General features: G+C 63.4%; 20 protein-coding genes. 3 read left to right on the top strand and 17 right to left on the bottom strand.

From position 1 onward, the window contains the following. The first annotated feature begins 205 nt into the window (after positions 1–205). From CN311_RS01975 to CN311_RS01965, 3 genes are all read left to right on the top strand, one after another. Positions 206–1,099, top strand: a complete 894-nt coding sequence (locus CN311_RS01975; RefSeq protein WP_208866401.1) for an NAD(P)/FAD-dependent oxidoreductase — start codon at positions 206–208, stop codon at positions 1,097–1,099. Between the two features lie 55 nt (positions 1,100–1,154). Then, a complete protein-coding gene (locus CN311_RS01970) occupies positions 1,155–1,535 on the top strand; it encodes an antibiotic biosynthesis monooxygenase family protein (RefSeq protein WP_097571752.1) in 381 nt (126 codons plus the stop codon). A gap of 82 nt (positions 1,536–1,617) precedes the next feature. Further along, on the top strand, positions 1,618–2,091 hold the full coding sequence (locus tag CN311_RS01965; RefSeq protein WP_097571811.1) for a methyltransferase family protein: 474 nt from the start codon (positions 1,618–1,620) through the stop codon (positions 2,089–2,091). 624 nt (positions 2,092–2,715) lie between these two features. Here the strand turns inward: CN311_RS01965 and CN311_RS01960 are convergent. The 17 genes from CN311_RS01960 to mdcC form a co-directional block, all read right to left on the bottom strand. Further along, positions 2,716–4,290, bottom strand: coding sequence for an MDR family MFS transporter (locus CN311_RS01960; protein WP_097571751.1), 1,575 nt, complete (start codon positions 4,288–4,290; stop codon positions 2,716–2,718). A 13-nt stretch (positions 4,291–4,303) separates the two neighbouring features. After that, on the bottom strand, positions 4,304–5,428 hold the full coding sequence (locus tag CN311_RS01955; RefSeq protein WP_097571750.1) for an HlyD family secretion protein: 1,125 nt from the start codon (positions 5,426–5,428) through the stop codon (positions 4,304–4,306). Positions 5,429–5,506: 78 nt separating this feature from the next. After that, positions 5,507–6,559, bottom strand: a complete 1,053-nt coding sequence (locus CN311_RS01950) for a cupin domain-containing protein (RefSeq protein ID WP_097571749.1) — start codon at positions 6,557–6,559, stop codon at positions 5,507–5,509. 140 nt (positions 6,560–6,699) lie between these two features. Then, entirely contained in the window at positions 6,700–7,542 is an 843-nt protein-coding gene (locus CN311_RS01945; protein WP_097571748.1) for an alpha/beta fold hydrolase, read from the bottom strand. 33 nt (positions 7,543–7,575) lie between these two features. Further along, positions 7,576–8,550, bottom strand: a complete 975-nt coding sequence (locus tag CN311_RS01940) for an amidohydrolase family protein (protein WP_165779553.1) — start codon at positions 8,548–8,550, stop codon at positions 7,576–7,578. 352 nt (positions 8,551–8,902) lie between these two features. Continuing rightward, entirely contained in the window at positions 8,903–11,098 is a 2,196-nt protein-coding gene (locus tag CN311_RS01935) for a xanthine dehydrogenase family protein molybdopterin-binding subunit (RefSeq protein WP_097571746.1), read from the bottom strand. A 4-nt stretch (positions 11,099–11,102) separates the two neighbouring features. Continuing rightward, positions 11,103–12,089, bottom strand: coding sequence for an FAD binding domain-containing protein (locus tag CN311_RS01930; RefSeq protein ID WP_097571745.1), 987 nt, complete (start codon positions 12,087–12,089; stop codon positions 11,103–11,105). A gap of 3 nt (positions 12,090–12,092) precedes the next feature. After that, positions 12,093–12,668 (bottom strand): (2Fe-2S)-binding protein, encoded by a 576-nt coding sequence (locus tag CN311_RS01925; RefSeq protein WP_097571744.1) that lies wholly within the window; start codon positions 12,666–12,668, stop codon positions 12,093–12,095. 115 nt (positions 12,669–12,783) lie between these two features. Further along, positions 12,784–15,615: an ATP-binding protein gene (locus CN311_RS01920; protein ID WP_165779552.1), complete on the bottom strand. Its 2,832-nt coding sequence runs from the start codon at positions 15,613–15,615 to the stop codon at positions 12,784–12,786. A 224-nt stretch (positions 15,616–15,839) separates the two neighbouring features. Then, complete coding sequence (locus tag CN311_RS01915; RefSeq protein WP_165779551.1) at positions 15,840–16,796, bottom strand: helix-turn-helix transcriptional regulator; 957 nt, start codon at positions 16,794–16,796, stop codon at positions 15,840–15,842. A 219-nt stretch (positions 16,797–17,015) separates the two neighbouring features. After that, on the bottom strand, positions 17,016–17,441 hold the full coding sequence (locus CN311_RS01910; RefSeq protein WP_097571741.1) for an Ohr family peroxiredoxin: 426 nt from the start codon (positions 17,439–17,441) through the stop codon (positions 17,016–17,018). A 44-nt stretch (positions 17,442–17,485) separates the two neighbouring features. Next, positions 17,486–18,418 carry an acyltransferase domain-containing protein gene (locus tag CN311_RS01905; protein WP_097571740.1) on the bottom strand — a complete coding sequence of 311 codons (933 nt, stop codon included), beginning with the start codon at positions 18,416–18,418 and terminating at the stop codon, positions 17,486–17,488. Continuing rightward, complete coding sequence (gene mdcB / locus CN311_RS01900) at positions 18,415–19,311, bottom strand: triphosphoribosyl-dephospho-CoA synthase MdcB (RefSeq protein ID WP_097571739.1); 897 nt, start codon at positions 19,309–19,311, stop codon at positions 18,415–18,417. The genes CN311_RS01905 and mdcB overlap by 4 nt, the downstream gene beginning before the upstream one ends. After that, positions 19,287–19,964 carry a malonate decarboxylase holo-[acyl-carrier-protein] synthase gene (gene mdcG, locus CN311_RS01895; RefSeq protein ID WP_097571738.1) on the bottom strand — a complete coding sequence of 226 codons (678 nt, stop codon included), beginning with the start codon at positions 19,962–19,964 and terminating at the stop codon, positions 19,287–19,289. The genes mdcB and mdcG overlap by 25 nt, the downstream gene beginning before the upstream one ends. Continuing rightward, a complete protein-coding gene (locus CN311_RS01890) occupies positions 19,957–20,688 on the bottom strand; it encodes a biotin-independent malonate decarboxylase subunit gamma (protein ID WP_097571810.1) in 732 nt (243 codons plus the stop codon). The genes mdcG and CN311_RS01890 overlap by 8 nt, the downstream gene beginning before the upstream one ends. Further along, on the bottom strand, positions 20,675–21,604 hold the full coding sequence (locus CN311_RS01885; protein ID WP_097571737.1) for a biotin-independent malonate decarboxylase subunit beta: 930 nt from the start codon (positions 21,602–21,604) through the stop codon (positions 20,675–20,677). Before CN311_RS01885 ends, CN311_RS01890 begins: the two co-directional genes overlap by 14 nt. Further along, positions 21,597–21,914: a malonate decarboxylase acyl carrier protein gene (mdcC, locus tag CN311_RS01880; protein ID WP_097571736.1), complete on the bottom strand. Its 318-nt coding sequence runs from the start codon at positions 21,912–21,914 to the stop codon at positions 21,597–21,599. The genes CN311_RS01885 and mdcC overlap by 8 nt, the downstream gene beginning before the upstream one ends.

The raw sequence follows: 21,914 nt of genomic DNA, 5'->3' as shown, positions 1-21,914 counted from the left end.
AATTCTCGTATTACGATACCATGCAGTATCCGAAATGTGCAAGCGCATTTGTCGGACGATCGACGGCCTGAAATACGAGAGATCCATGCAACGACGAACCCTGCTGAAGCTGGCCGCGGCGCTTTCCGCCATCGGCATCGCCCGCGCCCCGGCCACCGCCAAGTCCGGCCCATCCTCTTACATCCACAACAAGGAGCCTATCACCATGGATGACGTCATCATCATCGGCGGCAGCTTTGCCGGCCTCGCAGCTGCGCTTCAGCTCGGCCGCGCCCGCCGCAAGGTCACCGTTCTCGATACCGGCCTGCCGCGCAACCGCTTCGCCGGCCGCTCGCACGGTGTGCTCGGCCACGATGACAAGCCACCATCGGCCATCCTGACCGAGGCGCGGCAGCAACTCGCGCGCTATCCTGCGATCAAAATGGTCAATGCCCGCGCCGACAACATCTCCGGTACCATCGACAATTTCTCCGTCCTCACTGGCGACGGCGAAACCCTAAGTGCGCGCCGCGTGATCCTGAGCTACGGCGTTGTTGACCAGATGCCTGATGTTCCGGGCTATGCTGAAAACTGGGGCACATCCGTCATCCCGTGCCCCTATTGCGACGGCTTCGAAGTTGCTGACCAGCATTGGGGCCTCGTCTGGTCTGGCCCGCAGTCGATGAATCAGGTCAGGCTGTTTCACGATTGGACCGACAGGTTGACTGTCTTCGGCAATGGTCACGACATCACCCCCGACATACGGGCCGATCTGGCGGGCCGCCAGGTACCTCTCGTTGATGGCCGGATCACCGGGATCGCCCGTCACGGGGATCACAATGCCACTATCAAGCTCGATACCGGCCCCGATGTCGCGGTCGACATCCTGTTCGCGCATCCGCGTACCAAGCCGTCCGCAAGCCTTCATGACTCATTGGGCCTCGCCACGGTCAATACGCCAACCGGCATCGCCCTCAAGACCGACGAGCGCCGCGAAACCAGCATGCCAGGCATCTACGCCGCCGGTGACCTTGCCAACCCCGGCATCCCCTCGGTCACCACGGCAACATGGCAAGGCGCGATGGCGGGTATCTTCGCTCAGCAGTCGATGCTCGCTTGAGTGCAAGCAGCATCGATCACCCCAGCTCAATTTCACAATAGACAGGAGCGCCACCATGGCTGCCATAAAACCATTCAAACCTCTAGACGAGAAATTTCCGTTTGACCGCCAACTCGGTATCGCGGCCGCGCCTCTCGTACTCATCAACCTTTTTACGGTCGTCGATCCCGCCGACGAAGCGGGTTTCCTGGACGCTTTCAAGGCGGCTGCCGAGATCATAACGAAGCAACCGGGCTTCATTTCCATGCAACTACATCGAGCGATCGGCGATAGCCCGACTTACCTGAACTATGTGGTGTGGGAATCCACCGAGGCGGTCCGCGCCGCCTTCACTGATCCCGAGTTCCTCGCGAAACTTCCAGCATATCCTTCATCCGTCGTGGCCAGCCCGCACCTGTTCCAGAAGGTCGCCGTCCCCGGCTTCTGCACGGCCTGACTCCGGAAATATGGCAAGGCGCGACGGCGGGAATCTTCGCCAGCAGTCGATGCTGGTTTGAGAGCATATATTGGAGATGAGCATGGCCGTCGAACCGGACAGCGCGGCTGTGCGCTTCCCTCCGCCCGTCATCTATCTGGGAGCGCTGCTTTTGGGGCTGGCGGCGGAGCGGTTCGTCACCCTGCGCTCTTTCGGCATCGACTGGCGGTTGCTGGTCGCGACGGGCGCGCTGCTGTTCGTTGCCGGCGCGGCGGTGATGCTTGCGGCGGCGGGGCTGTTCCGGCGGTTGGGCACCAACGTTCGGCCGTCGCAGCCAACGACCCTCATCGCAACGACCGGTCCCTATCGGTGGACCCGCAATCCCATGTATCTCGGCATGGCGCTTATCTATGCCGGCCTTGCGATCGGGTTCGACGGGCCGATCGCCTTCGCCTTGCTCCCGTTGGTGCTGATCGCGATCCAGACGCAGGTGATCGTCCGCGAGGAGCGCTATCTCGAAGCGAAGTTCGGCGACGACTACCGCCGCTACAAGGCCGAGGTTCGCCGATGGCTCTGACTATTCCGCCGCCTGCGGGGCCGCTTGATAAATCAGCACCGGCTTCCTTGCCGCGAGCTATCATATTCTGAGGGTCGCGGGCCAGTGTCACGGAAAGCCGACTGGCCGGCTAAACATATCCATACCACTTTCAGATGGTATCGCCCGCCGATACTCATTCCTACAACCTGCGCCAGGTCACGCTCGGCCGTCCTCCATAGTCGCAAACCAGCATGTGAGGCGGGACAGATCTCCTCTATCTGCTCCGAGAAGGGCCTTAGAGTGCTATAGCGTAGACATAGTTCTCATCATCACCCGGTGCGGTGCGCCAATTTCTCTTTGTTTACCAAATAGTTAGCTATGCACTTTGCCCACTTGATATCTTCAAGTGATGACTGGCGTAAGCGCTGAGGATCTGGTTCAGGCAAAGCCACGTCGCCAAATCCGGCAGATTTCGAGTAAATAGTGTGAGAACGCCCGTTGTCGGCGGCCGCACTTCCGAAATGAAGGTTGAGCGTTGCTCACGAGGGCAGCGCTCAACCTGCGGCCGTATAACGTCCAGCCGAGGCTCGACGTTGGGCAAGCTTCAAAGTCTGGCGCCAAAACCACAAAGCCAAATTGGTTCGCGGCATATTTGCGTGATCGTCAGGTTGAGCTGACCGGCTCGCGGCTGCGCGTGAAGACCACCGCTACCGCCGCTACGAGTAGAATGCATCCCAGCACGAGAAACGTGTCCGAAAAGGCCATGACCAGGGATTGCTGCTCGACCAGCGTGCCCAGGAGAACCTCGGCCTGATGACGGGCAAGGGCTGGGTCACCGGTTCCCTGCTGCAGGAACCTGTGTTGCGCTTCCGCGAGGAATTGCTCGACGTTGGCGTCATAGGCCGTGACTGACTGTCCAACGATGTTGGAATGGAATTGTTCGCGCTTGGTGATGACTGTGGCGAGCGCCGCCGTGCCGACCGCGCCTCCCAGGTTGCGCATCATGTTGAATACGCCTGACGCCGCGCCCGACATCTCCTTCGGAATGCCTATGAGGGCGATGCCCGCAAGCGGCGCCAGCACAACCGCCTGACCAAGCGCGCGAACGATGTTGGACGACATGAACTGGTCGGCCCCGCTGTCTGCGCTAAGATGAATGTTCATGAAGCAACTGGCGGCGAAGACCAACAGGCCGGCAACGACGATGGCGCGCGCGTCGAAGTGCTTCTGCAGCAAGGGCACGAACGGTATGATCAGGAGCTGCGGCAGGCCTACCCATGCCAGCACCAGGCCAACCTGCTCGGCATTGTAGCCCTGAATCTCCTGCAGATAGGCCGGCAGCACATAGACCGAACCGTACAGCGCGACCCCTACAGCGATATTGGCCAGCGTGCCGAGCGCGAAGTTGCGATGGCCGAGAAGCCTGAGGTGAACCGCCGGGTTGTGGCTCCTGAGCTCGATTGCGACGAAAATTGCGAGTGCGACACCCGCGATGATGGAAAGGCGCACGATAAGCGGCGAGCCGAACCAGTCGTCGGTGTTGCCCTCGTCAAGGACCGTCTGGAGGCAGGCAAGGCCGATCGCCATGAAGGCAATGCCCCACCAGTCGCCATGTCTAAGCAAACCGAGATTCATGCTCTGCCGTTCGAGCGTCGGATAGAGCAGCGTCAGCATCACGGCGCCCGGGACCAGATTGACCAGAAAGATGTACTGCCATCCGTAGTTCTCCGTCAGATAGCCGCCGATCGTGGGGCCGATGGAGGGTCCGAAGGTCGCGGTCATCGCGAAGACAGCGAGCCCCGCCGGCTGCTGGCGCCTGGGCAATGTGGTCAGCACGCGTGCAAACGCCAGAGGGATGAACACGCCGCCCCAGAAGCCCTGCATGCCGCGCAGCACGATCATCTCGGGAAGACTGGTCGCGAAGGCGCAGGCGACAGAAAAGAGAAGGAACAGCCAGACGCTCGTAAGCAGGAAGCGGCGCACGGTGAAGACGCGGCTGAAATAGTCTGTCAGCGGGATCATGATGATCTCGCCGATCAGGTAAGCGGTGGAAATCCACGTCCCGTTGTCGGCGCCCGTTCCGATGCCGCCTTCGATCTCCGGCAGCGAAGAGTTGGTGATCTGGATGTCGAGGACGGCGATCAGCGCGCCGAGCATGCATCCGAAGACGGATACCCATTCCCGGAAGCTGGCGTTCCGTTGCTCCGGCGGCGCGCTGGACTGTTCGGAGCCGGACATGAAACCTGCGCCCTTACTTGGCCGAAGGAGAGTGGCCGACTTCGATGGTGGTGGTTACGGACATGCCCGGCAGCAGTCGTCTCGCCAGAGGATCCGTCCGATCGATGGCGATCTTGACCGGTATGCGCTGGACTATCTTGGTGAAGTTGCCCGTTGCGTTGTCAGGCGGCAGCAGCGAGAATTCCTGTCCGCTCGCCGGTGCGATGCTTTCGACGGTGCCTCGCACGGGAGTGCCCGCGAAAGTGTCGACATCGATCCGAACGGGCTGGCCGGGCTCGACATCGGCGAGCTGAGTTTCCTTGTAGTTGGCGACGACATACGTATTTGCCAACGGCACGACCGCGAGCAGTTGCGTGCCGGGCTGGACGTAGAGGCCGACTCTCAGCTGGCGCATGCCGACCGCGCCGTCGACCGGCGCCCGCAACACCGTATAGCCAAGGTTCAATTCAGCCTGCGTCTGCGCGGCCTTGTTGTGCTGCAGCGTGGCTCTGGCGCCTGCGAGCTGAGCATTGAGGGTGCCGACCTGCGCCTGCGCGGCATCGAGCGCTGCCTTGTCCTTGGCGACCATCGCCGAGGCCACCGCGATCTGGGAGGCCGCCTGCTCGGCATTCTGGACCGAGCCGTAGCCCGTGCCGGCGAGCGTGCCGAAACGCTTGTTGTTCTGCTGGGCATAGGTCTCGGCCGCCCGGTCGGCATCGAGGGTGGCGGTCGCCTCCTCGATCAGGGCCTGCTGCTCCCCCAGTTGCGCCTGGATGCTCTCGACGGCAGCCTCGGCTCCGGCAACGTCGGCCTTGGCCTGGTCGACGGCCGCCTGATAGTCGCGAGGATCAATCGTGGCCAGGATATCGCCAACCTTGACATGCTGGTTGTCGGAAACAACAACGCTAGCAAGATATCCTGCCACCTGCGGCGCGATGGCGACGATGTCGGCCTGAACATAGGCGTCGTCTGTCGTTTCCTCGAAGCTCCAGACCGTCCAGTATTCCCAGCCGAGCCATGCCCCAACGCCAAGTGCCGCGACCCCGGCGGCGGCGAACAACACGCGACGCACGGGCGACATGCCTGGTCTTTCCGATGGCAAAGTGACCGGACGCGAAGCGTCCGCTTTCAAGCTTGCGGGATGGATCACGACATTCATGGATATCTCCGTGGGTTCGTTGCCCGACAGTTCCTCTCCTGGGCAATCTTCAAGCTCGCCTGCGGGCGCGCTAGAATTTCAAGGAACCGGATCAATTGGGTTGCAGCGCGCCACCAGCAACGGGTCGATTTCGGTGAAGGGAAAGGCCGGCAGGTCGTCTTCCCGTATCCCGAGAGCGGCGGCGACGACGCCGCCGGGGAACATGTCGATCAGCGATCTGTAGCCGACGTCGCCTGGCGAGGCCTGGTCGAAGAAGATGAGGAGGTGGACCGTCTCCTCGCCGACATTCTCGATGTGATGAGGGTACGCACGCGGGATGAAATAGGTGTCGCCCGGCCCGATGATGTAGGTGTCGGTGCTTCCGTCGGGATCGAGGATAGTCATGCGAGCCATGCCTGCGGCGACGAATCCCATCTCGGCCGTTTCCGGGTGCCAATGGGGTTCGCGCATCCCTTCGCGGGTGATGGTGACCGAATACATCGCGATGTCGCGCAGGACGGGCCACAGCGGCGCACGCGCGGTGCGCGCCGTGCCGGCCGGAAAATCGATCTGCGGTGGCATCGCCTCGATGCTGTATTTGTAGGGGTTCACGTGGCGGGCCTGGGCCTCGACCTTGGTGGTGCGGGGAATGCTCAGTATCTCGCTGCCGCGGGCCAAGCGGTCGAAGCCGGCAAATGCCGCGGCAGGGAGGTCGTACGTGTTTCCAAGCACCGCATCCGACATCGCCCCGAAGGCGGATTTCATTCCAAAGTCCTCGGGTTTCTCATGTGAAAACGCCAGAACGAATTCCGCGGCGGCGTCGCCTATGTTTTCGATGGCATGCATGGCGCCGGATTGAACAAAGAACATCTCGCCGGCGGCGACTGTGAAGCTTTCGCGCTGGGCATGATTGCCGGCGATTGTGACCAGGGCCTCGCCGCGCACACAATACCCGAGTTCATGGGCGTTGGCGTGCCAGTGCGGCTCGCGTACGCCGTGTACTTCTAGAAGCAGGCGCCGGATGGAAAGCCGACGCAGGATCGGCAGATCGCTGGAATCCACGCAGCTGACCGAGCCTTCCTGATTTTCAAAACGCGGCGTCAGGCGCGCCAGAGATGCGACGTGGCGGGATTTCCGCTCGGAGATGCTCATGGTCGTTTCCCCAATCCCCGTGTTGCTGCCTTGATGGACGCGGCGGTTCGGTTTCGATGTGGTCGATGGTCATGGACTGCCGCGGATGACGTTGGTTGTGCGGGGCGGGTGCGGACGCTCGCACCCGCCCCGCACGCGGCTCAGCTCTTGATGAAGGCGAGCATATCGGGATTCATGACATCGGCGTGGATCGTAAAGGCGCCGTGCGGGTAGCCGGGGTAAAGCTTCAGTGTGCTTCCCTTGATCAGCTTATGCTGGAGCACCGAAGCGTCCTTGTAGGGCACGACCTGGTCGTCCTCGCCCTGCAGGATGAGGGTCGGCACGGTGATTGCCTTCAGATCGTCTGTCTGGTCGGTTTCCGAGAAGGCTTTGATGCCTTCGTAGTGCGCCAGCGCGCCTCCCATCATGCCCTGACGCCACCAGTTGTCGATGATGCCCTGGGAGATCTTGGCGCCCGGGCGATTGAAGCCATAAAACGGGCCGGAGGCGACATCGATATAGAACTGCGCCCGGTTGGCGGCGAGAGCCTTGCGAAAGCCGTCGAAGACCTCGATTGGCGTGCCGCCGGGGTTCTGCTCGGTTTTCAGCATGAGCGGGGGAACCGAACTGATCAGCACCGCCTTGGCTACGCGGCCCTGCGGCTGACCATAGCGTGCGACGTAGCGAGCAACCTCGCCTCCGCCGGTCGAGTGGCCGATATGGATAGCGTTCCTGAGATCGAGATGCTCGACGACGGCCGAAGCATCGGCCGCATATTGATCCATCGTATTGCCGGTATCCACCTGCGTGGAGCGGCCATGACCGCGCCGGTCGTGGGCAACGACACGATAGCCGTTGGCCAGGAAGAAGAGCATCTGGTTGTCCCAGTCGTCCGCCGACAGCGGCCAGCCGTGATGAAAGTGAATGGGCTGGGCGTCCTTTGGACCCCAATCCTTGTAGAAGATTTCAGTGCCGTCCTCGGTCTTGATGAAGTCGCTGCTCATGACATGCTCTCCTATCGAAAGGTCATCGGGGTTCTACGCGTCTGATTGATTGAGGGGTTTCGACAGCTTCGCGCCAAACAAGGCCAAGGCGTTTTCGTGATAGATTCTCTCCGCAACTTCATTGGAGAGGCCCGACTGACGAACATAGTCCACTGCAAGCTGGTACAGGCTGTCCTGCCAATAGGGCGTGTCGGTCCCGAGCAGAAGGCGGTCGCTCCCGTATGTCTCGCATGCGCACCGAAGCGCCGCGGGATGGGCGTTTACGGTGTCGTACCAGAAGCGCTTCGCTTCCGTGCTCGGCAACACCGGGCCCTGCATGAAGACGGGCGCCTGGATGTCAATGCGCTTCATCAGGAATGGGAGACATCCGCCCAGGTGCGACGAAATGAACTTTATTCCGGGAAAACGCTCGGGCACGCGCGCCTGTATCAGCTGGAGGGTGCACACCGTGTCCTCGAACGGGGAGCCGATCGGTCCGTCGAGATGTGAGTTCGTGACGATGCTGGAGGCGAGGCTCACGCCGGAAGGGTGGATAAACACGACGGCCTCGCGGCGATCGAGTTCGGAGAACAGGCCATCGAACTGGGCGTCAGCCAACGGCCTACCCAAGATGGTTGTTGAGACCGTAATGCCGACCATCCCCAGTTTGTCGAAGCAGCGTCTCATTTCGGCGATCGCGGCGTCGATATGTGGCAGCGGCAAAGAGGCGAAAGCGGCAAAGCGGCCTCCACCTTGTCGCACGACGTCCGCAAGAATGTCGTTGGCGAGGCGCGCCGCGCTCACCCCTTGATCCGCGTTGGAAAAATAAGGATCCTGAGGCGAAACGGAGAGGACCTGAACGTCAACGCCCGCCTTGTTCATCATCGCCAGACGTCGGTCGAGGTCATCGGGCGTCTGGTCGGCGTGGCGACCGCGCGCGATCGCGGTACCGACGCCTGAGCCGCCGAAGCTGTCCAGCAAATCCAGGTACGCGACGGGATACAAATGAGCGTGAACATCGATCTTCATTTTCGGGTTCGTCCTCTCGGGTTCCAGTGCTCGTCCACTCCCGACCCGACTTGGGTCCGAGACGTCCGCGGCTCCACGCATGCAATCTTTGCGTCCGGCTCCCGCAACGCGAGTTAAGAGTTGCAAATATCTGTCAACTGGCCGCCCGTCGGTCGAACCGCCGTCATGTCATCGCAGCCGGCGCTTTGCTGGCAGTCACGGCCGCAGTCCCGAGAGTGGCATTCGCGCAGATCCCCAAATGCCGGACAGTGCTCCGACCTCTCGTAGAGGGGACTGATTGCGTGATGAGACAGTCCGAGAACGGAATGCCAGGTCTTCAGGGCGTGCGCCGATCACGCGGGTTGTCGGACCTCTAGATCATGTCCTCGATGCGGATCGGCAGCTTGCGCAGGCGCCGGCCGGTGGCGTGAAACACGGCGTTGGCGATCGCCGGCGCCACACCGCAGAGTGACACCTCGCCAAGGCTCTTGACGCCGCTGGCCAAGAGAGAGTCGGGCTCGTCGATGAAGTCCACGTCGATCCGGCCTATGTCGGCGTTGACGGGGACCGCATATTCGGCAAGGTCTGCGTTCAAGAACCCGCCGTAGCGCGGATCGGTTTCGCTTGCCTCCCGCAACGCCGCGCCGATGCCCCATACGACGCCGCTGCGCATCTGGCTCGCCGCAGTCCGCGGGCTGATTACACGACCGCAGTCCGCCACGCTGACCACGCGGGGTATGCGAATGCGTTTGAGGTGGGGCTCCACTCGTACCTCAACGAAATGTGAGATGAAGCTGAAGGTGACGCGATCCTCGAACACCGGCCCGGCCCGCAGCATCTTGCCAGAACGGATCAGGGCGAACACCTCATCAGACTGGCCTGGCGCCTTCACCATCGTCTCTACCTCGAGCGATGCCCGGCCGATGGCCTTGAGAATCTCCGCGGGGGTCCGGCCTTTGATGGTTCCTTCTGGTACAAGCTTGGCCAACGCCTCCAGCATCGCGTCTGCAGCGGTTTCAGCGGCGAGGGTGGCGGAGGCAGCACCCCAGGAGCCCGCAGTCGGTTGTTGGGGCGCTGCCCGCGTGTCCCCGATGAGCACGGTGATCTCGCCTGGCGACACTCCCAGTCTGCGGCCCGTAGCCGCCGCGATCACGGTTCGAATGCCCTGTCCCATCTCATGGGCGCCGAGGGCGATCTCGACGCTGCCATTGTGGCTGACGCGTAGGTTTACGATGCTTGCGATCATCATGCCTGGATAGGCGCCGAGCGCGGCACCCCAGCCGACAAACGCTCCGTCGGCGGCGCGCATGGATTGCGGCTCGGCGCTTCGTGCGTACCAGCCGAAGCGCTCGGCACCCCGCGTGAGGCAGGCGGCGGCGTGGTGGGAGGAGAAAGGAAGCCGGGTGATCGGATCGATGGCGGTATCGTTGGCGAGGCGCAGGTCGACGGGATCCATTTTGATCGCGTAGGCTAGTTCGTCGATAGCTGTTTCCATGGCAAAGCAGGCCGGGTGTTCAAACGGAGCACGCATGAAGCCCGGCGTCTGCGTGTCCGTGCGCACGAGGCGGTGGCGGCCGCGAAAAGCGCCCCAGCCATACAGGCGAGCGCTGGTTGCCGCATACTCACCGGGAAAGAAATCGTGGCGCGATGTCTGAGCGTCCGACTCATGGATGCCGGCGAGCAGGGTGCCTGAACTGTCCGCCCCGATCCGGATGCGATGCCGGCTGGCGGGGCGGAAGCTCGCACCCTGGAAAAGCTGGGTTCGAGGAACGACCAGCTTCACGGGGGCACCGGCGCGCCGAGCAGCCACGGCGGCGAGCGCCGTCTGCATCTGCAATGAGTTTTTTTGGCCGAAGGCACCACCCACGAAAGGCGAAATCACCTCCACTTGCGCGGCCGGGATCGAAAGCACTTGCGCAACGCCGTGGCGGACGCTGCCACTGTTCTGCGTTCCTTCGTGGATGATCAGCCTATCGCCCTCCCACTCGGCTACCGTGGCGACAAGCTCGATGGGATTCTGATGTTGGGTCGGGCAAGAAAACTCAATGTCGATCTTGACGGGGGCCGCCGCGAACGCCGCGTCGGCGTCGCCGGCCAGCGGTTCATGAAGGAACGGAGCGAGAGGGGTATCGGCCTGGTCGAGGATTTCCGCACCAGGCGTACCGATCGTCGGGCAAAACGGCTCCTCGGCGTATGTGGCTTGGATCAGCGCGGCCGCTTCGGTCGCCGCCTCGAATGTATCGGCGACCACTATGGCGATGGGTTGGCCACGATAGGCTATTTCCGGCGAACGCAACGGCTGGAAATTCTGGAAGCCGTAGCCTCCAAGAAGGAAACCGGGAAGCTGGAGTTCGCCCAGATCCTCATGCGTGAGGGTCAGGCGCACGCCAGCTGCGCCGCGCGCCTTCTGCGTATCGATGTTCAAGACGCGCCCTCTTGGGATGGTTGAGACCGCCAGCGCGGCATGCAGCAGGTCTGGCCGTGTGCGGTCAGTCGCGAAGATCGGCGCGCCGCGAACCTTGTCGCGCGCGTCGATACGGAGAATATCGGGGAAGGAAATTTCGGTCATGGTGTCAGGCCCTCTGTCGTGCGATCGTCAGAGCGTCGACGACGGTGCGGACGCCTAGTTCGATCCGGAAGCCGTTGAAGCGGCCCGGTGTCGCGCCCTCGAGCGCCGCTTCGCCCGCCGCGCGTGCTGCGTCCTCGTCGAACCGGCGCCCGATGAGCAGACGTTCGGCTGCGCGAACACGCCAGGGTCGCGTTGCAAGTCCGCCCAGGGCAATGCGGGCGTCGCGGACGACTTCGCCGTCCATGACGAGCGCGACCGCGGCCGAGGCGAGTGCGAAAGCATAGGACTCGCGATCCCGCACCTTGAGATAGGTGGAACCCCGGCCGAGCGGCGTGGCCGGAACACGTATCCGAACGATGATCTCGTCAGGCGCAAGCGTCGTCTCGATATGTGGTGTATCGCCCGGCTCGCGGTGGAGTTCCTCGACCGGAATTGACCGTGCGCCTTGGGAACCAACCACGTCGACCTCAGCGTCGAAGGCGACGAGTGCCGCGGCCAAGTCGCCGGGATATACCGCGCTGCAGGCTCCGCTTGCGCCGAGAAGGGCCTGCCCGCGGTCGAGCCCTTCGATCGCCGCGCAGCCGCTGTCTGGGTGGCGCTTGTTGCAAGCGTAGGGCTCGCCACCGCGAAAGTAGGGACACCGCGTTCGCTGCAACAGATTACCGCCGAGGCTTGCCATATTGCGCAGTTGCTGGGATGCCGCCCGCCAAAGCGATTCCGAGATGGCGGGATAGTCCCGCACGAGTCGGGGATCGGCCGCAACGTCGCTCATCCGCGCGAGCGCTCCGAACACCAGTTCGCGATCTCCCGAAGTGTCGAAATAACTCAGCTCGCTCAGATGGTTGATATCGACGATTTGCTCGGGTCGTTCGATGCGCAGCTTCATGAGGTCATAGAGCGTCGTTCCGCCCGCGAGCAGCTTCGCGCCGCCGCCGAGGGCTTGCAGGGCATCGCCGAGATCGACCGCACGGATATAGTCGAATTGCTGCATAGCTCACCCCTGCATCTTGACTGCAGCGTCCTCGATCGCCGCGACGATCCCGACGTAGGCGCCGCAGCGGCAGAGGTTGCCGCTCATGTATTCGCGAATGTCGTCGAGCGATCCGGCGTGGCCTTCATGCACACAAGCGACCGCGGACATGATTTGTCCGGGTGTGCAGTAGCCGCATTGGAGCGCGTCGTGATCGATGAACGCCTGCTGCATCGGATGCAGCGCGCCGTCGTCGCCCCCGAGGCCTTCGATCGTGGTGACCTCGTGGCCTTGAGCTTGCGCCGCGAGCGTCAGACAGGAAACGATGCGGCGACCGTCGACATGCACGGTGCAGGCGCCACACTGGCCATGGTCGCACCCCTTCTTGGCGCCGGTCAGGCCGATGTGCTCGCGCAAAGCGTCGAGCAAGCTTGTGCGTGCGTCGATGGAAAGAGCATGGACGGCGCCATTGACCGTCAGCGTGACGCTATGGCGGCCAGTGGCCCCTTGGGATTGCGCTTGGGATAGTGTGACCATACCCGTCATCTCATGCCTCCGTCTCGTGGCGGTGTCACTCGACCCTCGCCGACTGGCGATCATCGGATCGTCTAGCCACTGGACGGTTGTGTCTTCACGAATATAGGCCGGACGGCGGAACTTGAGGCGCTAAGAGGCGCAAAGCGGCGTAAAGAGACGCAAACTGGAATGGGTCAGATCAATCAGGTTCCCGCGGCGCTCTCCTCAATATATTCACGGCTTCGGTGAGGTCCCTCGTGCCGTCCTTTTCCGCGTGAGCGTCATAGATGGGCGCCAGGAGTGCCTGCGCTTCGGCGTCACGTCCCTGTTGAAACAAGAGGTGAGCCAACGGAACGGCAGCCTTCAGCTCCCAACCGAGGGCGCCCTGAGCCTTGGCATGCTCGATGGACCTGCGGAAAGCTAATTCAGCCGCCTCCGCATCGGGACAAGGCTGTCTCAATAGGATCTCGCCTTGGGTGCGCAGCAGATCCGGTAGATAGAACTTCTGGCCCACTTCAATCGCCGAGGAAATAGCAGCATCTACCGTGGCCCGGGCTTCGTCATACCGGCCGCAGTCAACAAGACCTCGCGCCAGCGCCCCCAAGGTCGCCGGAACGACGATGCCGTAGTTTTCGCGATGCAACAGTTGGAGCGCCCGGCGCAGATCTTCCACTCCGGGCAATTCCTCGCCGGTCATCACAAGCCATTCTCCCTTCAAGGCCAGCGCCGCGCCTGCGTAAGGGAAGAGGGAATGTCGTTCGGCGTGCGCAAGCGCGCGCTCGATGTGCGTATATGACCATTCTGTATCGCCGCTCCAGAGCAGGACAGGAACGCAATAAAGCACACATATGCAATAGTTCGTCGGATGACGCGCATTTGCACTTTCGTCGATGACTGCGCGAGCAAGCTCGCACCCGCTCCGAGGTGAACCGAGAAGCCATAGAAGGCGCGCGCGTCCTAGCAAAGCGCGCAGCCGATGGTTGTACCCGAAGATGTCGGCATCCAAGTCGCCAGTATCGGCTTCGATTCGGAAGCCTCGTTCATGGTGCTCCCATGCAGCCACCTGATCTCCTGCCAAATGGTGACCGGAACCGAGCATCCACTCAGCTATAGCATGGTCGCCTCTTGAGTCGCTGCCCCGAGCGATCACATCGAATCTCTTCGCAACTGCCAATGCGCCCTCAAAGTCTCCGACTCTGGTGAGAAAGATGTTCAGCCCGGCGAAGAGGTGAAGCCGCGTCAACCTGCCGCCGTCCGCCTCTGAGAGATCCAGCCCGCGCTCGAGGGCGGCACGAACCTCCTGAGAGTTGCCTTGTGTATGCATCGAGGAGAGCGCTAGCACTTCCAGCAAGCGCACCTCCCGCTCCGTCTTGTCGCTTGTGCCCTTTATGTCCCCCAATGCAAGACGTGACCAATGTCTGCATTCGGCAAGCAGCCAGAGACCAAGGAACAGCGATGCGGAATCGGCGGCAAGTTCAACGCCGACCGCGTGCCGATCGTCACTGGAGAAACTCCATTCCAGTGCTTTGCGAACGTTGCCTACGTGCGGCACATAGCGATCGATATCGGTGTAGGCGCCGTGCTCCAGCGCAATTGCCTTGAACAAGGCCGCAAAATAGCGCGCGTGACGCTCGGCGATCGATCCCGAAGCATCGCTATCGTCCAGCTTGGCCCTCGCATAGGCGCGCGTCATGTCGGGAAGCCGATAGAAGACGCTCTCACCTACGAGATGGACCCACACAAGGGACTTGTCGACAAGACTTGCCAGCGTCGCCGCGACTTCTGCATCCTGCTCTCCATCACCCGCGACAGAGCCGGCAGCCTCCATCGTGAAGAGGCCGACAAACGCGGACAACCGGCAAAGGATACGCTGCTCGTCCTGCGCGAGCAGATTGAAGCTCCAGTCGAGCATCGCTTCCAGTGTCTGGTGCCGCGGAACGACGTTGCGTCGGCCAACCAGGCGCAGTTCCGCATTTGCCAGCAGACTGGCGACACCCCGGATGCCGTAAGTCCCGACACGGCTGGCGGCAAGTTCGATGGCGAGCGCGATGCCGTCGGCCCGCCGGCATATCTCGACTACGACCGGCGCATCACCGTCGGTCAATTCTCCATGAAGTCCGCTGAAGGCTGCCCGATCCATGAAGAGTTGCACGGCCGGGGTCGCCAGCGCCTCGGCGGCGGTCGGCATTTCGTCGGTCGGGTAGGCCAGGGGGCTGAGCAGATGGACGGTCTCTCCCTCGACACGCAACGACTCCCGGGAAGTGATCAGCATATGGACGCTGGGCGCGCGCTGATAAACTTCGCCTGCCAGGTGTGAGGTCCGGTCGACGAGATGCTCGCAACTGTCGAAGACGATCAGCATCCGCTTGCCGGAGAGGAAAGTAAGCAGTTCTGCAACCGGATCGGCCCCTCCGATCGCACAGCCGACCGCCGAGGTGACGGCGCCGGGAACCAGGTCCGGATCGGAAACAGCTCCGAAATCAACAAAGACGACATTCTCGTCGTCGAAGTCGGATAGCAGTTTCTCCGCAACGGCTGCCGCCACGGTCGTCTTGCCGATGCCTCCCGATCCGACGATACTGATAAACCTTCGCGCCAGGACGAGTTCGCTCAGGCTGTCGATGACATGCTCTCGGCCGATAATTGGACGCGGCGGCGGCGGCATACTGCCTGTAGATCGGCGAACCTGAAGCCCGGCCTGCGGCGGGGGCGCCTTGGGTTCATCCTGCGTGATGGGCGCGACGAAGCTATATCCCCGGCCGGCCACATTGACGATGTATCGGGCACCATCGCGACCGTCTCCAAGGGCGCGGCGAAGGGATGCCAGGTGCACTCTGACGGCAGCCTCGTCGACGACCACCCCCTGCCATACGAGTTCCAACAATTCGTGCTTGCCGACGACGTCTCCGGCACGATCTACAAGGGCGATCAGCAGATCCAAAGCGCGCGAGCCTACGCGCACGGGTTCGCCATCCTGCAAAAGCAGGCGGCTCGCGCGGTCCAGGCGAAAGTTCCCAAACGAGACCGTCATATGCGCCATCCGCAATACGCATGGTGGCAGCCCGACATGAGTCGAAGGGATCATTCGATCCATTCGACTCATAGTGTCCCGCCTGCCTTCCCTGCCTGCTCTGACACGCCCAGAGCAGCAACATGTTGGGGATCCGGCAGAGCCGTCTTCCGGAAAATAGGCGCGGGTTCCAAAAACACGACATTTGCTTCCGGCTTCCGCCGGGACAGCCCGCAAGAGCCGCCTCAGTGAGGGTCTGCGGTGCGGAGACCTGTGGCTTGCAACCTACGCCAGTTCCCAGGACTGAGCCCCGTATTCTCCTTGAAGGCAACATTGAAATGGCTTTGGCTCGAAAACCCGCACTTGAGAGCGATATCCGCAATCGGAAGGGATGAGCCCGACAGCAGCGCCTGCGCCCGATTCATGCGACGGCCGAGTTGCCACTGATGCGGCGTAATACCAGTGGATCGCTTGAAGGCCCGACCGAAATGGGCGGCTGAAAGACCGCATTCCTGGGCCAGTTCCGCCATTGATACATCCAGGCGCTCGTCCATAAGTTCCTTGGCGCGACGCTCCTGCCATGGCGCCAGACCATGGAACCGGACGGGTGCAGTGCTCTTTGAGGCGCCATACCGCCCGAGCACATTGGCGCAAACGGCATCGAGGATTGCGTCGAGCAACAGTTCGCTCGTTTGGTGGCGATGGGCAAATGCGGCCAAGGCCGCCCCGGCAAGTTTGCGCATCACCGGATCGTCCTGGCCAAGATTGGGAGGTTGAGGAAAATCTGCAAAGACCGGCATGTCGTTCTGCTCGGCATACGCCCTCAAGGTCGGGATGGGCATGTAGAAATTCACGGTGTGGAAAGGATCCTGTATAAGGACCCGTGGTTCCTGTCTTAGATCGGCGATATAGGTCTTCCCCGCCTGGAAGGCGTCACTCAAGAGGAAACTATCGTTCAGCCAAAGTCCCAGCCTCATATGCCCTAGGTTTACAATCACCTGATAGGCGTCGTCATAGCCGAAGGACGGAGTCGGATCCCGCGGCGGCGCTCGGGATTGCAATTCCGTGACAGCCAGAAAACCCCGATTCAACGTGCGATTGACGTGAGTCAGGGGCTTCGGCAAACCGAGGCGTTCGCCCAATTGCGAACCGTAGGCGCGACCTCTGATAGTCTGATTTCCGGAGAGCGGTGTCTCGCTCATTTGGGCACCCACGAATTGCACAATCCCGGATTGCAGAGGAATGATGGCATTAAACACCCAAGCGTTCAAGAATTGCAGCGTCCGTGCCTTGGTGAGTTGGATCCTTGGCTTTCTGCTTGCTCGACGTCCTGGCATTCGGTGACCGGCCAGCCTCCCGTCCGGTACCCCTTTGGTCGCGACTGCGAGAACGCGACAATCAGGAGACCCGAGGCGGGTAGATCACCACGTAGTCACCGTCTTGACGATATCGATGTTTCCCCGAAAGGCATATGTGTAGGGGCAGATTGCGTCTGCCTTGGCGACCAGTGTGTCGGCCGTCGTCTGGTCAACGCCGGCGATGGTCACGGAAAGGCTGGCGTGCATGATAAAGATCTCCGGCTCGGTGCAGCTCAGTCCGATTTCGGCGACCACCGTCAGGTCGCCCGCGGAGAATCGGTGCCCCAACTGCAGGGCAACGCGAAGCAGGGAATCCTCGAAGCACGCGGCGTAACCGCCCGCTAAGAGCTGCACGGAATTGGTGGCGCCGCCCGGTCCGCCCAATTCGGTCGGTACGGCGAAGTCCAGGTCGAGGACGCCATCCTCGCTGCGGATTCTACCTTGTGAACCGCCGGTCGCGGAGACCCTGGTCGAGTAGAGAATAGTCATTCGTCGTTTCCTCGCATGCACTTCTCTTCATCATCCTGCGGAGTTCAAACTGCCGCTTCCATCCAGCGGCGCAGGCCCGCAACGGAGCGGAAATCGGCGACGCTGCGCGCCGGTATACCGGGCTCGAACTCGGCCATCATTCGCGCCAACGCGTCGCCAGGCCCGAGTTCGATCACGCGAGCCGGCCGGGAAGCGCGGCATGCATCCATGCAGGCCGCCCAGTCAACGGTCGTCGAGATCTGCACGGCGAGCTTGACGAGACCTTCGGCGACGCTGCGAACGGGCCGGCCGTCAATCCCGCTGATCAGCCGCACGTCGCGCGGTAAAACGGCTTCAGCGCCGGTTTCGGACAGCAGCCCGCCGAACCGTTCGCTCGCTGACTTGAGAAACGGCGTATGCGAGGCGACATGGATAGGCAGCATCGTCGCACGGATGGCGCCGCGCGCCGTGGCGTCCGCGAGCGCCCGCCGGAGGTCCGCCGCGCGTCCGCCGACGATGAAGTGCAGCAGGCCGTTGATGATGGCGACGTCGAGCCCGTAGGCGCGGCAAAGTCCGTCGACCACATCGCGCCGCAGGCCGACGATGGCGGCTAGCCCGGAGGGCTCGTGCGTCGCCTCGTCCATGGCGGCGGCACGGTGTGCCACGAGGTCGAAGGCGCTCGACGCTTCGATGACACCGGCAATCGCCCAGGCAGGCACTTCCCCCGCGCTGTAGCCGGCGACGACGAGCGGGCGTGGAATTGACGTGCCGATTACCGCCCAAACAGCAAGCGCCGCGGTGCAACACAGCACCTGCGCAACGTCGTTACGGTGTATGACGTCGCCACCCTGCCGGACAAGATCGCGCGGATCGCGGCTGTCGAGCACGCGGCCAGCGGCAGCGAAGATGGGTTCAGCCTCAGGCTCGGAGGCGACGACGTCGAACATTCCAGGCCCTTGTTTACCTTGCCCCGAGCAAACAATGGCGACGCCGCTCATCGTCTTTTCTCAAGGCGATCAAGGAAGATGGTCGCGGCCAAGAGATCGGCCGAGCCGCCCGGGCTGAGCCGCCGTGCCACGAACCTGCGGTGCACGGCCGTGGCACGAGAGAGCCAGTCCGCCGCGCCGACGCCTCCCGCGAGAAGGAAATCGCTGGCCGCGCGGCGCGCGACGCGCAACCCTTCCATGCCGCCGCGGTGGAGGAGGTTGGTGTCGTCCATCGCCGCCAGCAATGCGAAGAAGGCGTGCACGCGCGCAGGCTCCTCTTCGCCCGTGAGCGCCCGTCCGGCCCGCAGTGCGGGCAGGCCGATCCGCAGGGCATGCGGAAATCCGTTCGCCGCCTCCGCCCGGGCGCCGCCGGCGCCGAAGCGGCGCAACGCATCACTGCCGTGGCTGGTCAAGTTGATCGGACCGCGCATGATGCCACGGCCCCAACGCTCTGCGACTGTCCGCGCCAGCCGCCCTGCCGAAAGACCGGAGCGCTCGACGCGTGCGACGCCGGCGGCCGCACAGAGCAGCCCCAGCGCGAAGATTGCCCCGCGATGCGTGTTTACGCCGCCGGTGACGGCCAGCATGGCGTCTTCTGCCAGCCCGCCTATCCGCCGCAACTCGTCCATGTCGGCCCCAGCGCCCCCGGCTGCGGCTAGCTGGGCATAGTAAGGCCGAAGCACGTCGATGCTGCGAAGGAAGGTGCCGTAGTCCATGTCGTCATGGCTTCCATTGTCAAACGGACTGACGAGCCCTGGCTTGGGCCAGGTTTCGAGCTCGGCAAGCAGCGCATCCGACGCAATCTGCCCGATCCGCTCGGCGTCACCAGGTGCGAGCGATGCTCGCCCGTGGGCTGGAGCGCGCTTCGCCAAACCTTCCGTCACACGAAGAGATGTCGTGCGCATCTGAGCTCCGTTCCGTGCATCGATTTGACCAGGACTGTGCCGCCAGGGCGGGCGAGTTCGCCGCGCAGTTCGCGCCAGTTCACGCCTTCGTCCTTGCCGAGGATGATCTCCCCATCGAGCCGGGCCGGACCGGCGTCGTCGAGCGCCGCGAGACCGTCGAGCAACTCTTCCAGCACCCCACCGCACGGCATCGGCCAGATGAGGTCCATGTCGGAGGTGGGCCGCAGATAGTCGAGCCCGGTCAGATGCTGCCAGAGCAGCGCGCCGAAGACAGCCGGCCGCAACCCGAGCCGCGCGCCAAGATCGGCAGCGGCTGCCAGTTGCGGTCGCAGGTGCGCGGGGGCAGACCGCATTGCTTGAGCCGGGCGAAGGGCTGCAACCCTGGTGACCACGCACCCGGCCGGAATTGCGAGACCAAGCCTCAGTTTGCCGAGCGCTGGCGGCAGTGGGAGGCCGACGGCGATTGCGCTCTCATCGTCGCCCGTCGTGCTCCGTCGCACGATCACCGGCCAGCCTCGCCCGGCCCAACCTTCCACCAGCCGACGGGGCTCAGCGGCAAGCGGGCCGAGACCGTCGGTGGCGAGAAGTATCCGCCTCCAGGCTTCCGGATCCACGCGCAGCAGGTCGTGGCGGCTATACGCCTGGCTAGGCATGGTGGACACCTGACGCCTGGCGCGCCACGCGCAAGGCAATGTCGGCAGCGAGGCGCCGGCCGCCGCGCTCAGCGCCGAGTTCGTCCCGCATATCGCGCGTGGGAACGGCCGCCAGCGTTGCCTCGAGCTGATCGGCGAGGGGCTTCGCCGGGTCCCAGACCTCGGCCACGGCGCCAACTGCGACCATGGAAGCGAGACCCGGAGAGAAGACCGGTGTTGTCTTCGACAACTCGGTCAGCCTCTCGATCGGCAGCTTGGTCACCCGCGCCATGGAAGGCAGGTCCATCACCGCCGGCGAGGCGTCTGGCAGCGCGACCAGGATGTCGGTAGCTAGCGCAGTAGCGAGGAAAGCGCCGGCGACAGCCTTGCCGTAGTTCAGCCCGATGGTGGGGTGGCCGCCATGGCTTGCCAGCAGCAGGCATTTCGTCAGATGGGCGAGATACTCGTTGAGCCCCAGCATCTCGTCGCGGCGAGACATAAGCTGGCCCTGCGTATCGACCAGGACGAGGATCGGGGCACTGCCGCCCACTGCCACAACGTCGAGCACGCGCGCGGACAACGGCAGGACACCGGCAATGCCGAGCGCCTCGCCGTCGGCGATGCCGATAACCTCTACGGAGCTTCCGTTCGCGCGGCGGCCGGTACCGAGGATCAGATGATCCGGGCGGGTGACGACGTCGTGGCCGGCGGGAAACAGGCCGGCGAGCATCTCAGCGAGCGTCATGATCGGCACCTCCCACACCGGCGACGAGCGCAGTGAAGGCCTCATCGTCCATGTTCCGCACGGATTGGGCATCGGGAATCGCGAGCGCCTTCCACATCTGCGCGGCGCTCTCGCATGCGCCGAAGCGCTGCGCGCGCGCCGCGAGCCTTGCCTGCTCGGCCTGCAGCGTAGCGAGGTCGAAGGCCGGCGCCCTCTCCATCAGAATGAGCGCGGTCTTGCGGAATCCGGCGACGGTGTCGTCGGCATAGGCGTCGGCCCCGCCGATCAGGCGGCGGCTGCGTCCGCCGGTCACGCTCCATACCAGCGCCTTGTCCCGCGAGTCGAACTCCTCGACGCCCTTATTGGTCTCGATAACCTCTGGACCCGTCACGCCGGTACGCCCCTGTTCTGAGAGGACGATCCGCGAGCAGGTCGCCGCGGTCAGCCCCGCCCCGCCGAAGGCGCCGGCCCGCCCTCCCACCAAGGCGACAACCGTGACGCCAGCGGCGCGCGCCTCAACGACAGCACGCATGACCTCGGCCACTGCGAGCTCGCCGGCATTGGCCTCCTGCAGGCGCACCCCGCCGCTGTCGAGCAGCAGAAGGACTGTGCGCGGCAGCTTCGCATCGGCGCGCGCGGCGCGCAGCAGGCCGACGAGTTTGGCCCCGCTCACCTCGGCAAAGGTGCCGCCCATGAATTGCCCTTCCTGTGCGGCGACCAGCACCTCGCGGCCTTCCAGCCTGCCGCGGCCGATCACCACGCCGTCGTCGAAGGCCGCCGGCAGGTCGAACAGGGCGAGATGCGGGCTCACGACACGCTCCGTGGGCTGCAGGAACTCGGTGAAGCTGCCCGGGTCGAGCAGCCCCGCGAGCCGCTCGCGGGCGGTCGAGAGGAACCAACTCCCGGTATCGGATGTAGAATTCTCCGTGTCACTCACGGCCGGCCTCCATGGTCCGCACGCCCTGCAGCAGCCGCAGCATCACGGTGTCGGGCCGCGCTCCGCCGTCATTGATGGAGATGCGCAGGCCGCCAGGCGAGGCGCGCTCTACGAAATCGGCGACGACTGCCTCCCACAGTTCCCCATAGCCGCGCACCTGAGTGGCGATCTCCACCGTGCACTCGGTCTCGGGCAACGTGCGCTCCAGCAGGACTTCGAGATTGCCGGAGGCGACGACACCGATCAGCGCGCTTCGCATCTCGCCGGCGGCGGGAGCGGGGGTCGTATGGCGGAATTTGAGGGTTTCCAT

Source organism: Mesorhizobium sanjuanii, from assembly GCF_002529485.1.
GTDB classification, from domain to species: Bacteria; Pseudomonadota; Alphaproteobacteria; order Rhizobiales; family Rhizobiaceae; genus Mesorhizobium; species Mesorhizobium sanjuanii.
The sequence above is the reverse complement of the archived record's forward strand: the minus strand, read 5'-3'. Positions and strand labels throughout refer to the sequence as shown.